Here is a 15036-nt window from a genome sequence, read left to right on the forward strand (position 1 = left end):
TTCCCTCTATAATTTCATAACATAATAAAAATCAATCTTACTACTTAAAAGCGTTTTTCAAAAAATCTTTTCCAATAAAAACCAGTTTGCATCATCTTGTGGAAAATTGATATCTCTGTGATAAACAAAACCATAATCAACTAATTTTAAATCGGGATATTTATCTAACAGTTCACCGGCAAAATCGCGCTTAAATAACTTACCATCATGACCTCGATAGCCAATTTCAACTGGTGATGGATTGTAATACTCTGCAATGCAGATATAACGGTGGCTAGACTGATACAAGCGTTCATATACATTTTGTAATTCTTGAGGATTTATATGAATTAATACACCTTTAATCAATGCAATATCATGCGTTATCTGTGGCGTGTAATCTAAGATAGACGAATGGTGAACGGTAAGGTTATCGAAACGCTGTAAACTTTCAGCCGCTTTTTTATTTATTTCAATCGCGGATAATTTAACGTCAGGTAACAGTATTGATAATGCCTCAAGATTCAATCCGATATTAGAACCAAATTCAATAATAGATTGAGGAGCATGTACATTAGCAAGTATTTTAGAAAATAATGCTATGTTAGCTGCAATAGTATGCTTTCCTTGATTTCGTTTTAAGTATTCATCCCCAAACTCACCAGCCCAAAATACTTCTTGTTCAGTCTTGTAAGTCACATAATTCTCCTAACTTGCAAAGTGCAAGTGCGTATAAGTTGATAGTTTAGTCAAATAAATCAGATGATAATGCGGTTCCGCTTGGTATGTTTTGATTAGCTCTACACCCTAATACTTGCTCATAAAATTTAGGTGCAAGACCAAAACCAGGCCTGATACTTCTAACATTCTCTGCCGTTAACTTTTCGCCTTTAATGACATCTTTTACAATATATAACGATCGTCTAAATTTAATATTACCTATTTCAGCTTGAGTCCTTTGATAATTAACATGGCCTAATGCAGACCAAGCTGTTTTGGTATCTTTGCATAATTGTGCCAGTTCTAAAGGTTCAATTGAGAAGCTATCATCAGCACCGCCGCCATTACGATCAAGAGTGACATGTTTTTCTACAACACATGCACCTAAAACTACAGCCGCTATAGCAGTTGCATTATCAATGGTATGATCAGACAACCCTGCAAGAACATCAAAACGCTGAGTCATATCGGCAATGGTAGCTAAGTTATATTCATTTGCTGGCGCAGGATAGCCACTAACACAGTGCAGAATAACTAGCTCTTTACAGCCATTATCTCTTGCCACATTAATGGCTTCTTTGATCTCGACGTCATTGGCCATACCTGTAGACATAATCATAGGTTTACCGGTTTGAGCAACACGTTTAATCAGAGGCAAATCAACCAGCTCAAAAGAAGCAATTTTGTATGCTGGGGCGTCAAGCGATTCTAGTAGCTCAACAGCAGTAAAATCAAATGGAGAGCTGAAAATAGTAATACCTATCTCTTTAGCTCTTTTAAACAATGGCTTATGCCAATCCCATGGCATGTGAGCTTGCTTATACAGTTGATAAAGTGACTTACCATCCCACAGACCACCATGGATCTGAAACTCGTCAGCATTAGAATCAATTGTGATTGTGTCATGAGTATAAGTTTGTAACTTAATGGCATCAGCACCGGCTTTTTTAGCCGCTTCAATAATTTGTAATGCTCGATTAATATCGCCATTGTGATTAGCCGAAAGCTCAGCGATGATATAAGGTGAGTGCTGGTTGCCAATTAGGCGTCCATCTATATTTATTGACTTCATATATTGTGGCTCATTATCAGGTAATTCAACATAAAGGCTCTCGTATGTATGTTTCTGCCGATAATGGGTGGTAACCTGCAGAAGTAAATAATTTGTGAGACACTTTATTATTACTTAACACTGTTGCATGGATCGTACTATCACCATGAATAATATCGATAATAGCAAGTGCTTGACTAGCATATCGCTTACCAAAGTGAGCAGAATCAATGAAAATGGAAATTACATATTCAGCTTTGTTAATTCGATCTAGACGGACTACGCCAATATTAATATTTTGTTCTCTATCCATTAAAATATAAAAATAGTCATGTACACTAGAAAGTTTGTTAAGCATCCATCTTTGATGCTGTTCAAAACTAGGTTTAATAGTATTCAAAGCATAAAGTCTAGTCGTCTCCATACACTGCCAGCCATACACTAAATGAATATCCTCAACACACGCTTTTCGAAGCGATATACAGTTCGATTTGCCATCCAATAAACGGGTAAGCTCCATAACAACGCGCTTTAAACCAAGTCCATCACATAATATTAAATTTCGTAATCTATACGCTGGTAGGTTTTTCACTAAGTAGGTATAACGTTCAATGAGTTGATTGCTTATTTCATCAAGTTCGATTTTAATGACAGCTTGTTGTGCAACTAATTTTTTACATACCGAACGTTGATTTTCAGCTAGCGGGATTACAATGCAGGGGAGCCCTAAACATGCTCTCTCCCATGAAGTAATACCAGCGGCCCCTACTGCAATATCAAATTGAGTCATTAATCTAGGCATATTATCGACATAATCTATATGCGTAATCCAATCTAGATTATTCAAGCAAAAGTCCTTCACCTGTTTATATTCAGGAGCATTACTACCAAGTAAAACAGTTATTTTTGGGCGTTCATTTGCTATGCACTTGCTAAAGCTTTCCAACACACTCATTGTCGCATTTGGCAAATCTATCGCTCCCATTGAAAGTAACAACTTTACGGATACGGGATTTATTGATGCTAATGAGCTCGATAATATTTCACCTCTTACGACAGAGAAACCTGATGAAAGTAGTGCGTAATCACATCCTGCCAAAACGTTATTAACCGATCCTTTTTGAGTGTACTCAGTGGAAGTACGACTTAATGTTTGATCTAACAATAAATCACAGTAATGCTCCCGAACCAAATCATCAATAACAAATAAATGACATTTTAGTGCTACTTTAAGATACTTTTCCCACTCAAAGTTAAGACCATAATGATCAACAATAAGCAAATCTACATGATTTAGTTTAGAAAGGAGACTATCTGCATCTTGTTGCCAAGTCACTTGAAGCCATGATGAATAATCATGATCATTAACAGGCGTCATCCAATATTTTGGCTGACTAAGTTCATGTACCTTAAAACCACGCTTACGGATCAAGTCAACTAAATCACCAGGTTGTCTTCTGCAAGCAAAAATAACATTATAATTCTGCTGTTTTAGCCCTTCAGCTAAAACTAAACAGCGCATAATATGACCGCTACCAATAAATATAGAAGCATCCGCTCTAATAACAATGTTCATCAGCTAACCATTTAATACTATGAATAATGCCTCAGAAAACTCCCAATCCTCAGTAGTATCGATGTCCTGTACTCTTTTTCTAGGGAGATTAACTATTTCGGATCTTTCTGAAAAAAATGGCTGTCCAAACTTAAATGCTGACACCTTCCCCCAGTAAAATTGTCCTGCATCATGGAATGCTTCTATTAAGTCTTGAGAGCGTGCATTCAAATATTGAGGTTGAAACATACTAACTCTAGAGTCGTCTGACAATAAGATGGCTCTTTGGATCGGAAATTCAAACGGGGTAGCACTAAATACATAATCACAATCAGAAGCTTCAAGCTGTTTCAAACCAAGCTGTATATCTTTCGGTTGAATAAATGGTGCCGTGGCGTAAATACAACACACAAATTCAAGTTGCCACTTTTTGGCTTCACACCATGAAATGAAGTGCTGAATTACCATCATCGTCGTTGCATAATCATCAGCAATGGATGCTGGGCGCATAAAAGGAACTTCTGCACCATATTGTTGAGCGACTTCAGCAATTTCAGCATCATCAGTAGACACAATAATCTTATCAAAACATCCTGATGCAATAGCAGCTTCAATAGAATAAGCAATAATTGGCTTACCATGGAAAAGCTTTATATTTTTTCGAGGAATACGTTTACTGCCTCCTCGAGCAGGAATCAAAGCTATTCGCATTAATCCCCCGACTTCAGTATCAAACTTAACACATTCACGACTTCATCTTGTATTGAATCGGTCATTGCGGCAAACATAGGTAATGAAATAGCTTCTTGATAATAACGTTCAGACTCCACAAAATCTGCTTTATCAAACCCCATAGCTTGATAATAAGGCTGTCTGTATACAGGAATATAATGAAGATTAACCCCGATACCCGATTCTCTCAACTCATCGAATACTTGTGAATGATTTTTAGTTATTTTGTCTAGCTCAAGACGAATAATGTATAGGTGTAAACCTGAGTAAGTATCCTCTAACTGGTAGGGACAAATAACAGGTAAATTGACTAACATTTTGTTATAACGCTCAGCAAAATAGTGGCGAGTTTGGATAAACTGTTCTAATCGAGTTAGCTGTGAGATCCCCAAAGCTGCCTGTAACTCGGTCATGCGATAATTAAAACCTAAGTCGATTTGTTGGTAATACCATGCTCCATCAGATGGGCCGTACATTTTATCTGGGTCACGGGTAATACCATGAGATCTTAATAAGCGCATTTTTTCAGCTAACATTTCACTATTCGTTAATGCCGCTCCACCTTCCGCTGTGGTGACAATTTTTACAGGATGAAAGCTAAATACTGTGATGTCAGCAAACTCACATGATCCAATTGGATGTTGATGATATTTACCTCCTATTGCATGAGAGGCATCTTCTATAATTTTAAAACCATATTGTTTACTTAGCTGATAGATAACTTTCATATCACATGATTGGCCAGCTAAATGAACAGGTATCACTACTTTAGGCAATGTTCCTTGCGCTTTGGCTTTAATCAATTTTTGTTGCAATTGCTTAGGGCACATATTGTATGTCCATGGATCAATATCAACAAAGTCGATTTTAGCACCACAATAAAGTCCACAATTAGCCGAGGCAACAAAAGTGATTGGTGATGTCCATATAACATCACCAGGACCAACTCCCAATGCTAAGCAAGCAATATGCAAAGCGGAAGTCGCACTGTTTACAGCAACAGCATACTGAGCTTGGGTCACACTGACTAATGCAGATTCAAACTCTGGAACCTTAGGTCCTTGAGTCAAAAAATCCGATGACAGTACTTCAATGACAGCATCAATATCCTGCTGTGAAATATCCTGCTTTCCGTATGGAATCATGGAATATATGCTCTCTATAGTTCCGCTTTTCTATCAAATTCAATAATTTCTTCAGGCGTTAAGAAATGCGGATTTTTTCCAGAATGATATTCATAACCTTGCTCTACGGTGTGACCAATTTCATCGATAAGATTACGTGAATAATTATGGTCGTCGTTATAAAATTTAATACTAGGACAAATAACATAATGATCATCAAACTCTAGAGTTAAATGAGAGTCATCGGCAGGACACATCACTTCATGTAATTTCTCACCAGGACGAATACCAATCAACTTCAATTCAAGATCTGGAGCATAAGCTTTTGCCAAGTCAACAATCCGCACAGATGGGATCTTCGGTACAAAAATTTCGCCACCATACATACGGGCAAAGTTTTTAAGAACAAAATCAACACCATCTTGCAGAGTGATCCAGAATCGAGTCATACTTTGGTGAGTAATAGGTAAATGATCTGTTCCGTTGGCAATAAGTTGTTTGAAGAAAGGCACGACTGATCCTCGTGAGCCGACCACATTACCATAGCGAACAACAGCAAAACGAGTTTGCCCTTGACCAACCATATTATTTGCGGCAACGAACAATTTATCAGAGGCCAGTTTTGTCGCACCATAAAGATTAATAGGTGAAGCCGCTTTATCTGTCGATAACGCAATAACTTTATTGACGTTATTCGCAATTGCCGCTTTTATAACGTTTTCTGCACCATAAATATTGGTTTTAATGCATTCCATAGGGTTGTATTCAGCTGCGGGAACTTGCTTAAGTGCTGCAGCGTGGATCACATAATCAACCCCTCTGAAAGCCTGCATTAATCGGTCGCCATCTCTTACATCGCCTAGAAAGTAGCGCATACAAGGGTCGTTAAACTTCTGCTGCATCTCGTATTGTTTTAATTCATCTCGCGACAAAATAATCAGACGTTTGGGTTTATACCTTTCAAGGATAGTCTTAGTGTATTTATGGCCAAATGACCCAGTACCACCGGTGATAATTATAGATTTGTTGTCAAACATAATGTCCCCTTACTGTCCATAAATCAACAGTGCCACTAAAACCACATTCAATAGTTAACTACTTATTATTTATTTTAAATGCACAATTTAGACCAAATTCACAATGCACTACCTAAGTATAAAATAATCGATAATCTATCGATACACAAAATTAGTTACAGTCTCTAATAGATTATTCTACAAAATCACATAATATGAACTACTTAATTCATTTTTGGATCTTTTTTCTGTCGTTTATGGATTAATAACTCTGCTGGCTTTCAACTTGCCAACTATGAGTATTACTCTTTTATTAACGAATTAGGCAAAATATCAACTTGTTACTTACACTGTATAAACGGCAATATATTGACACATCATAGACTCTAAAATTAGATAAGAACCCTCTTATATTGTAAGACAACCACGGCTAGCGCATTTAATTCCTGGCTCCAACAGGGTTGAGCGATATTCATCGTCTAACTCTGCCATTTTCTTTTTCCTACCCATGCTCGCTGACTTGCTTGCATCGTGCTTAAATAAAGCCATGGCTATTTCCCACATCACATTAAAGACCAGTGGACCTTGTTGTTTCCATATTATCAATTGATTGACCTGGTCAACTGAATTCGATCACCCTAGTTAAGTTCGTTAAGCGACTTATTTTAACGGCTTACCCATACACTCAAATTCATTAGAACTTTGATAATTGAGATATGAATGCATCCGTTGGCCGTTGTACCACATCGTGATTTAATTCAAGACATCTTGTTGAACTGCATAACGCGTTCGATAATTGCTCCAATGAACTCATTCTTGTTTCAAGTTGCCGAAAAAGCTTTCTGCTACTGCATTATCTCAACAACATCCTTTTTTGCTCATACTGCCTACAAATTTATGTAGCCTCAGTATCAGTCTGTATTGATGGCTAGCATATTGAACACCTTGATCTGAGTGTATTATCAATCCAGCTTTAGGTTTTCGTTGCCATATAGCCATTGTTAATGCATCACAAACCAGCTGTGCTTTCATTCTGCTACCCGTACTCTAAACAACAACGTTACGGGAATAAAGATCGATTACGACTGCTAAATACAGCCATCCTTCAGCAGTCCATATTTACGTAATATCTTGAACCCACGCTTGATTAGTGCATTGAACATCGAAATCCTGTTCAAGCTCATTTCCATATATAGGCTTCTTGTGATCGTTGTTAGTTGTTGCTTTGTACTTCTTTTTATAGCGCACCCAAACGATTGCTTCTTTCATCAGTTGCACTGTTTTCCTACGCCCAACAGAGTAATCAAGTGAATTCAATGCCTTTTAAATGCGTCTTTGTCCATAGGTGTTATCGCTAAACCACCCACTGCAACATCTCTTGATGCTCTGTATCAACAGGTGCCAGAGACTTCCGCTTTTGATAACTATAGTCATTATTATTTTTCACACCCAACACGTGACACATTAATATCACCGACCAGAGCTTCTTATTTTGGGCAATAAACGCGTATTTTACTTCGTTTCTTTGGCAAAGAAGACTGTCGCTTTTTTAGTATTTCAGGCTCCATTTTTAAGCGCTTTACTTGTGCTTTGAGCTTGCGAATCTCTTCCTGCTCAGATGTCAGCTTGCCATTGCCTCGAAATGCATGACCATCATCATTTTTCTATTTCTTTTATCCAGCGGCCGAGTAGCTGAGAAGTGACCTCTATATTTCTAGCGGCTTCAGCAATACTTAATGTTGCTCTTTTACCAGTGCAATGGCATCTAGCTTGAATTCTTTTGAATAGGATTTACGTGTTTTCATTTGAATCTCCTGTTAGATCAATTATGTCTTAACTGGGTTAGTCGTATCAATTAAACCACGTCACATCCTCTCTAAACTTCATGTCTAGTATCCAGTGCATACTTTCAACTTGCTAATGACTTCGATCCGCATCGAGTGCTTGCTCTGCATTTAGGGTTAATAAACTTATATACCAACGTGTTTCTATCGTATCTGTACCAGCCGATTTGTCGTGAATATCTAACATGGCGAGTAACTCAGGGATTGCAGTAATCTCATCGGTTTTATTATCAACGGCAGTTTGCCCTAGTACTAATTGATGCAGGCAACTCCACGCACTAAAGGTGTGCAGTTCGGTTTTCTGTCTTTGGTGGTAAATGAACGTCTAGCCATCTTACCATCAATGGCGATGACACATGCGATGGTGTCATGCTTTGGTATATCAGCCCAGAAAGTACCGTCTTTTTTAACCAATCAAGTTTGAGGTACCAAAGTCCTCAATATCCTCCGAACCTTCAGCCCCAGATAGTACGGCACTGATGGCGAGTAAAAGGATATCGATGAGTTGATGTTTTTTACAGCGTTCAATGCGAGAGTCTGTAATCCAATTAAAATGTGTCAAAAAAGTAATGCTCATTTTCATTTACCAAGGAATTTATTATCCCTTGATCTGATCACGACTTGTTCTAAAAGTTAAATTTATAACATGCTCATGCACTTGGCTCAGTAAGAATGCACAGACTTGTGGATGATTGCTATATTTAACAATCTATTAGGTATTTCTCTTTCCATTTTTCTGCGATTGAACCTATAACAGAACTCACTAAGGTATTCTTGCAGGTACTTTCCCTAAACACCATGAAATGTCCCAAGCAATAATGCTTTCAAATTACCAATGGCAATATGACCCCCTCGCTTCATGCTCTTGTGTCTTATCTATAATGTTCAAAACAGGTAAGCCGTCGGTGCGCACTTTTTTCTGTATTGTTAAGTGTTTGGCAACAAACTTTTCAACACTATCATGGCAAACGCTATTCACGGCTTGCATAGCAATAAATCCAATTCTTTTTCCTTTGCTTTCAACGTCAACTAAAACAAGTATTTTTCCTTCTGCACCTCGTCAACGCTTACCCTTCCTTTTGCAACCGGCCAAGGCATCATCGATTTCAATGGTGACAGAAAGCCGATATAGACTGTATCTATGATCCATAGCTGTTCTCAGCTTATGCAATATTAAGCGTGCTGTTCGCCAATTGACTTCAATGAGCTTACTCTGTCTTAATGCCGAAATGCTGCTTTTATCTGAGCCTAAAAAGTAGATAGTCCAAAACCACTTAGTGACAGAAATACGGCTTCCGTGGAATAATATATCTGTTGTGACCGATGTTTGTTTATGAAATTGAGTGTATTCAAATGTGAGCTTACGGCAGTACAGCGTGACATCATCAATGTGCAGGTAGAGCTTGACCTAGGCGGTTAAGCCTAAATTAATCTGTTTAGGTGGGGTTTATCTAAATGACTTAACTTTTGGTGATATAATTCCACGGTAAGTAATTTTCTGGGTGGGCTTTTCCTGCTCACTTTCCTGCTGTAATGTGGTGAAGTAATCAAATACATTAATGCCAGCCTCACTTGCCGTTGCGATAACGGAAGTAACCACATCACCAATCGTTGCGCCCAGTAATGTTTTGTGGAAGATCGCATTTTTTCCGTCTCGCACGATGATTTTTAGAATCGATTCTATAGGTTATTATCGATTTTCACGCCTTTCATACTGCAAAAATAACTGAGGCCAACATCGTGTTTAAGGAAATAGAGAATTGCTTTACCCAGACCACTATTTTCTTCGACCGTGTCATTCGCTATATGCGCTTCGCCCCCATAAGTTAATGTCTTCCATGATGGGCAATGAGTGAGTCTGATCATAGGAAAGCCTAGCCGAAGGAGATAACTGCTCGCTTTTGACATAGTCATCATTCATCCAAATTTCGCCATTGCGTACAAGCACATACTCAACGTCCTCTGGAAAATGATTAATCACATCAACAAATTGTAGTCTGGCGTGGATGTTACACATTGACATGGTTGCCTCTGTTGCCGTGGGACTATTACTCGGTAATGCATCACTCATGATAACGGACTTGCCACATGATTGACTGCGTTTATGCAAAATGCTGTCAATGAATTCACCTGCGTGGCCGATGTTTGTTTCAAACAAGATGATGGTATTCAGTGTGATAACACCTGAGGTATAAATACCGCTATGCAGTCGCGTTTTATCACTATTGCTGACAGCTTTCTCGACCGGTTTGGCGTCTAAAATTCGGTGCGTCGTGTCATCCAGATAATAATGCTCGGCGTCTGAGGCTAAATTAAAAAGCTGCTGGTACACTGGGTAAATATCATTACAAACCAGCTCAACTTGATCAAAGACCGTTGAAGCGGTAATTTTACTCCCTGTAGCTTTTGAATACTGCACTGACGATAAAAAGGTAATCCTGCAAAGTATTTGTAAATAGCCGTCAGTGACCCTGCGGAGTAGCCATATTGTTGCTGGCTTGCACCGGCGAAGACATCATCTGGCAGCGGAGCACTGAAATAAGCACCGCAAGTATTACAGCGAAGACGCTCCATCACATGCTGCTCAGGCTTGAACGGGCTTTACACTTTAATACGCAGTAAACTACCAGGCTAGGTTTTATACACTTTGCCGGTTAAGCCCCCGACAGGTGTCACCTTTAGCTACATTAGTCATTACGTGAACGCTAACGACGGGCTTAACGGGTGTCAAACCTTCAACTTCATCGTGTTGACGGTTTTTGCTTTTCTTACCTGATGACCTCGCTTGCTCAAGTACGCTGCCAAGCTTTTTAGATGACTTTGTCAATATCCAACAATTTTCGCAGTTTATGCACTGTGACATAATGGTTGGCGAATCGGTCTTGCATGCTGGCTAACGTCAGAAACGCATCAAGTAATAACTGACAATCCTCTGGACTTAACGCGAGGTTGTTCTCTTTGGTCTCTTTGGTCTCACTGACTCGCGATATCAGCGATTCAAGGGTACATCTATATCGAAAAAGGATTCACTCACGGTCTATCCACATCGTTTAGGCTGAAGTCTAAGTTGTTATGGGGAAGGATGATGATCCGATAACATTAAAAATCAAGCACTAATATCACTGCTTTTTGACTTAAATAAGATCGTGTTTTTGCCACACTGGATCATAGTTCGGCAACAGCTGCCTTGACAGCTTGGCGATGAACGGTTCAATCATTTGCTTTGAGCCAGGCCAATGTACAAACTTGCCTTTTGACAACCGTTTGGTCATCAACCAAAAGCCGCTGCTATAATATGATAATGCACGCACCATGATTTTATTTCGGTTAATAAAGACGAACACCAAGCAAGAGCAAGGGTTATCCGCTAATGTATAACAGCATAGTGCCGCTAAACCATCAATTCCCTAACGAAAGTCGACAGGTGCAATGGCGATTAAGATATGCGTATCAACGGTAAGATGTATCATGATTTCAACGCCCTGATCAGCGAAATAAGAGTTTGTGGATCATCAACGCCAGATAAAGTCATGATGTCTCCGTGAGCAAATTGGAGCGCTACGTTAAAAGTGGTTTGAGCAGATGATGTTGAAATGGGTAGATACACATATTGGTGGCGACTGAGTTGAGGGTTCACGCTATTTCGTCACTATTTAAGCTGGCCGCCACTTATCCGTAGTTCAGATGTTATTTTGCTAGAAGAATAATGTTCGAGTAATCCGACGGCTTGTTCGCGCAATGAATTGGGGGGGGAGCCTGACGACTATTCCTGTTGCTACGTCAGCACTAAAAATCTGCTGTGAGGGTTGATAAGGGATCTGATGTTGACATGATTGCATCCTGGTTATTAGTTGCGATCATTAAATCAGTTTAAAAGATAGAAGTTGAACTATGCTGCCGTAAGCTCACAAAAAATGAGGCGGTCAAGGTATTGAAGAATGATGAGCTAAAACAATGGGAAAAGATAATGATTGTCACGAACGTTCACTCTCGGGAATGGGTATGTACCGTTATAAACAACTCATCAGTGATAAGTTGAGTCTGTGAAATTATAACGGCCAAGTCTGTGAGGGATTAGCTGGCGTGAAGGTCATGAACAAAATCATAGGACTCGTATTAGACTCGGTATGTCTATCCGTCAGCCACTCAGCTAATACTTGGAAAGCCTATAGGATAGCCTTTTAAAACGAATGATTAGATCAACAAGGCCGTCTCCATACCCCCAGCTTTATAATACTGAGTAACAGTCAACTTTATTAATAGTGCATTCACGTTTGAGATGATAGAACTAAGCTAAACAAGCACTGTCAGTAGTATGGATAGCTAACATGCATCGTTTAATTAGGTTGTGGGTGGTGTTAGTTAATAATTGGCGTCTTTCGTGCGTTTTTTGGCAGAAGAGTTAATCAATATGTTTAAATATAGCGCGTGATTTATCTTTTGACGAACTGACGAGTTAATGGATTAATTAGAGGGGCAAGCTGAACCCCTTGTCACGTTTGATTTATTCGTGGGGGTTGTTCTGGCTAAGTGTAACTCCCTGAATTTTAAAAATGTAGACTTCCCTCAAGCAGAACTTTATCATCAATTCTATTTAAGCCTTCACTGTATATAAATTGATTATTAGAACAGAAAGGCTTTATGCGTCAGAACTTAAAGGAGTTTTCCCTTGAATATCGCAATCATACCAGCGCGAGGGGGTAGCAAACGTATTCCTAGGAAAAATATAAAATTATTTGATGGTATACCGATTATTGCTCATTCCATTAAAAGGGCACTTGAGAGTGGTTGCATTGATAGGGTGATTGTATCAACCGATGACAAAGAAATTGCAGAGATAGCTAAGCAATACGGCGCAGAAGTGCCATTTTTAAGACCTACAGATTTAGCTGATGATTTTGCCACAACGGCAGTGGTTATATCTCATGCTATAAATTGGTTAATAGAAAAAGGTCAAAAGCCAGAGTATGTATGCGTAATGTATGCGACAGCTCCCTTTATACGTTCATCAGTTTTAAGCGATTCACTATCTTTGTTAAAACAAAATACCAATAAAAGCTTTTGCTTTGGTGTTACTGAGTTTCCTGCGCCTATTCAGCGAGCATTTAAAATAACACAATCTGGTGATGTAGAAATGTTTCTTCCTGAACATTTTAATTCACGCTCTCAAGATTTAGAGAAAGCGTATCATGATGCAGGACAATTTTATTGGGGAATAACAGAACGGTTTCTCGATAGCAAAGGGATGTTTTCTAGTGATTCACTTCCTTATCCTTTACCATGTCATGAAGTACAAGATATCGATACATTAGATGATTGGAAAAGAGCTGAGTTTCTATATCAAATAATGATCGGGAAGCTAGGATAGATGAAAAAGATAGTTTTTCGCGTTAATGCAGGTCAGGGTTCTGGCGTCGGCCACCTTGCTCGCTGTTGTTGCCTAGCGACACAATTACAAACATTAGGGCACAAATGTATTTTTTTATTAGCTAGTTTTGATGCGGCTGTTTTGCCTTTTCTTGATGGATTTGATTATCGGTATCTTTATAACGATGAGGAATTAATAAATTTAGCAACTGATAAGGGCTGGAAATTAGATGCAAAATTGACCATTAATTTTTTAAAGGGACAATCCGTTGATTGGCTAATTGTCGATGACTATAGCTTAGGAAAAGAGTGGGAAGCGGAAGTTGTTGGACTTAAGATCAAATTATTGGTTATCGATGATCTATGCAGAGAACATATCTGTGATGCCTTGCTCGATATGCGTTGGCGTGGTGAACAAACCTCAGAAGCTTATGATAATTTAATCCCAACAATCGCGGAAAGATTAATTGGACCGCAATATGCTTTACTGGCTAATCAATACCAGAAAAAAAATGTTATCGCTTCTAGTCATGCTAATTTCACAGTGCTTGTTGGTGTTGGTGGTGGAAGCGATAGTCTCATAAGCATCGAAATAATTTCGGCATTATTACAGCTGACTCAATCGAGCCATTATATCATAAAGCCAATTCTTGGCCCATTTACTGAAAATAAGCAACAGTTATTAAATAAGTATTCTGATCATCCTAATGTAAAACCCATTGTAGATTGTTATGACCTGTATCCTCACTTAATTGAATGTGACCTCTATGTCGGTGCTGCTGGTGGGGTGTTATATCAATTACTCGCGTTGAACAAACCAGCGATTACTTTTTCACTGGCTCCCAACCAACAAACCTCATTAGTCGACTTAGAAGGAATAGGTCATTATTTTCATTGTGATTCAGGTTTTGATGTAGACCGACTCGCGGCACTTGTGGCGACAATTTCGGCACATTATTCACGTGTCACAAATATGGGCAGTAAGGCGATTAACATCGATGGCCTCGGTGTTTCTAGAGTTGTTGCCTATATGCTTGGTGGGAAACCTTCAGCGTTAAGAGAGTTTATAAAACCAGAGCACGATGGTGATATAGCTTATGAAAAGCTTAATGAAGACTACTCTATCCGTGCTGTTGTTGATGCTGATATCAATCATTATTTGGATAGCCGAAACTTACCTGCTAATGCTCAAAATATGATTGAATCTAAGCCTATTGAGAGATTAGGTCATTATGCTTGGTGGTTTAATACCGAGCGAGACTCTTTCTTGCTTGAAAAAAATAAACAAGCGAACATCTATATTTGGCATCAAGTTCAGCAATATAAAAAGCGTCAATTTCTTATCGGTGGTTGGTTTGTGTGTCAAGAGGATACCTCATTCCAAGATGCTTTATTAGCATTAAATTGGCAGTTAGAGCATTGCGACAAGCATTGGCCCAATTTACCTTGGATAGCGGTGATCCATAGGAAAAATCGCTACGTTAAGCTGATGAATGACTATTTAGGCTTTAAAGAAGTGCCAGCAGAACACGAGTACTTTGATGCAATTGGTTCAATTTTTGCTAGAGCATCGATAGATGATTTTTATTATGTGATGCGAGAGACTGTGTCTGATCCGTTGTCACCATTAACCTTTTCAAAGGATTGA

At 38.8% G+C, this 15036-nt stretch carries 12 protein-coding genes and 4 pseudogenes; 3 read left to right on the top strand and 13 right to left on the bottom strand.

Annotation, left to right across the window (positions count from 1 at the left end; genetic code table 11):
* Positions 1-57 precede the first annotated feature (57 nt).
* The 13 genes and pseudogenes from H5114_RS00925 to tnpB form a co-directional block, all read right to left on the bottom strand.
* Positions 58-678: a pseudaminic acid biosynthesis-associated methylase gene (locus tag H5114_RS00925; RefSeq protein ID WP_182721962.1), complete on the bottom strand. Its 621-nt coding sequence runs from the start codon at positions 676-678 to the stop codon at positions 58-60.
* Positions 679-724: 46 nt separating this feature from the next.
* Positions 725-1771: a pseudaminic acid synthase gene (gene pseI / locus H5114_RS00930; protein ID WP_182721963.1), complete on the bottom strand. Its 1047-nt coding sequence runs from the start codon at positions 1769-1771 to the stop codon at positions 725-727.
* 25 nt (positions 1772-1796) lie between these two features.
* Positions 1797-3326: a UDP-2,4-diacetamido-2,4,6-trideoxy-beta-L-altropyranose hydrolase gene (pseG, locus tag H5114_RS00935; protein ID WP_182721964.1), complete on the bottom strand. Its 1530-nt coding sequence runs from the start codon at positions 3324-3326 to the stop codon at positions 1797-1799.
* A 3-nt stretch (positions 3327-3329) separates the two neighbouring features.
* On the bottom strand, positions 3330-4016 hold the full coding sequence (gene pseF / locus H5114_RS00940) for a pseudaminic acid cytidylyltransferase (protein ID WP_182721965.1): 687 nt from the start codon (positions 4014-4016) through the stop codon (positions 3330-3332).
* On the bottom strand, positions 4016-5182 hold the full coding sequence (gene pseC, locus H5114_RS00945; protein WP_182721966.1) for a UDP-4-amino-4,6-dideoxy-N-acetyl-beta-L-altrosamine transaminase: 1167 nt from the start codon (positions 5180-5182) through the stop codon (positions 4016-4018). Before pseC ends, pseF (H5114_RS00940) begins: the two co-directional genes overlap by 1 nt.
* Before the next feature lie 14 nt (positions 5183-5196).
* Positions 5197-6198 carry a UDP-N-acetylglucosamine 4,6-dehydratase (inverting) gene (gene pseB / locus H5114_RS00950; protein WP_182721967.1) on the bottom strand — a complete coding sequence of 334 codons (1002 nt, stop codon included), beginning with the start codon at positions 6196-6198 and terminating at the stop codon, positions 5197-5199.
* A gap of 639 nt (positions 6199-6837) precedes the next feature.
* Positions 6838-7982 (bottom strand): annotated as a pseudogene (locus H5114_RS00955) (IS3 family transposase).
* A gap of 115 nt (positions 7983-8097) precedes the next feature.
* A pseudogene (locus H5114_RS00960) lies at positions 8098-8598 on the bottom strand (transposase family protein); the annotation flags it as partial.
* Between the two features lie 86 nt (positions 8599-8684).
* Positions 8685-9375 (bottom strand): annotated as a pseudogene (locus H5114_RS00965) (IS1595 family transposase); the annotation flags it as partial.
* A 93-nt stretch (positions 9376-9468) separates the two neighbouring features.
* Positions 9469-9681, bottom strand: coding sequence for a hypothetical protein (locus tag H5114_RS20395; protein WP_220492409.1), 213 nt, complete (start codon positions 9679-9681; stop codon positions 9469-9471).
* Positions 9682-9816: 135 nt separating this feature from the next.
* On the bottom strand, positions 9817-10440 hold the full coding sequence (locus tag H5114_RS20400) for a transposase (RefSeq protein ID WP_220492410.1): 624 nt from the start codon (positions 10438-10440) through the stop codon (positions 9817-9819).
* Positions 10329-10595, bottom strand: a complete 267-nt coding sequence (locus H5114_RS20405) for a hypothetical protein (RefSeq protein WP_220492422.1) — start codon at positions 10593-10595, stop codon at positions 10329-10331. The genes H5114_RS20400 and H5114_RS20405 overlap by 112 nt, the downstream gene beginning before the upstream one ends.
* Positions 10596-11155: 560 nt before the next feature.
* On the bottom strand, positions 11156-11425 hold the full coding sequence (gene tnpB / locus H5114_RS20695; RefSeq protein ID WP_182722096.1) for an IS66 family insertion sequence element accessory protein TnpB: 270 nt from the start codon (positions 11423-11425) through the stop codon (positions 11156-11158).
* Between the two features lie 506 nt (positions 11426-11931).
* Between tnpB and H5114_RS00980 the strand changes: the two are divergent.
* The 3 genes and pseudogenes from H5114_RS00980 to pseG (H5114_RS00990) all read left to right on the top strand — a co-directional run.
* Positions 11932-12206, top strand: a pseudogene (locus tag H5114_RS00980) (hypothetical protein); the annotation flags it as partial.
* Between the two features lie 484 nt (positions 12207-12690).
* Positions 12691-13389: a pseudaminic acid cytidylyltransferase gene (pseF, locus tag H5114_RS00985; protein WP_182721968.1), complete on the top strand. Its 699-nt coding sequence runs from the start codon at positions 12691-12693 to the stop codon at positions 13387-13389.
* Entirely contained in the window at positions 13390-15036 is a 1647-nt protein-coding gene (pseG, locus tag H5114_RS00990; RefSeq protein ID WP_182721969.1) for a UDP-2,4-diacetamido-2,4,6-trideoxy-beta-L-altropyranose hydrolase, read from the top strand. It begins immediately after the preceding gene.

The organism is Shewanella sp. SR43-8 (assembly GCF_014163775.1).
Classification (GTDB): Bacteria; Pseudomonadota; Gammaproteobacteria; order Enterobacterales; family Shewanellaceae; genus Shewanella; species Shewanella vesiculosa.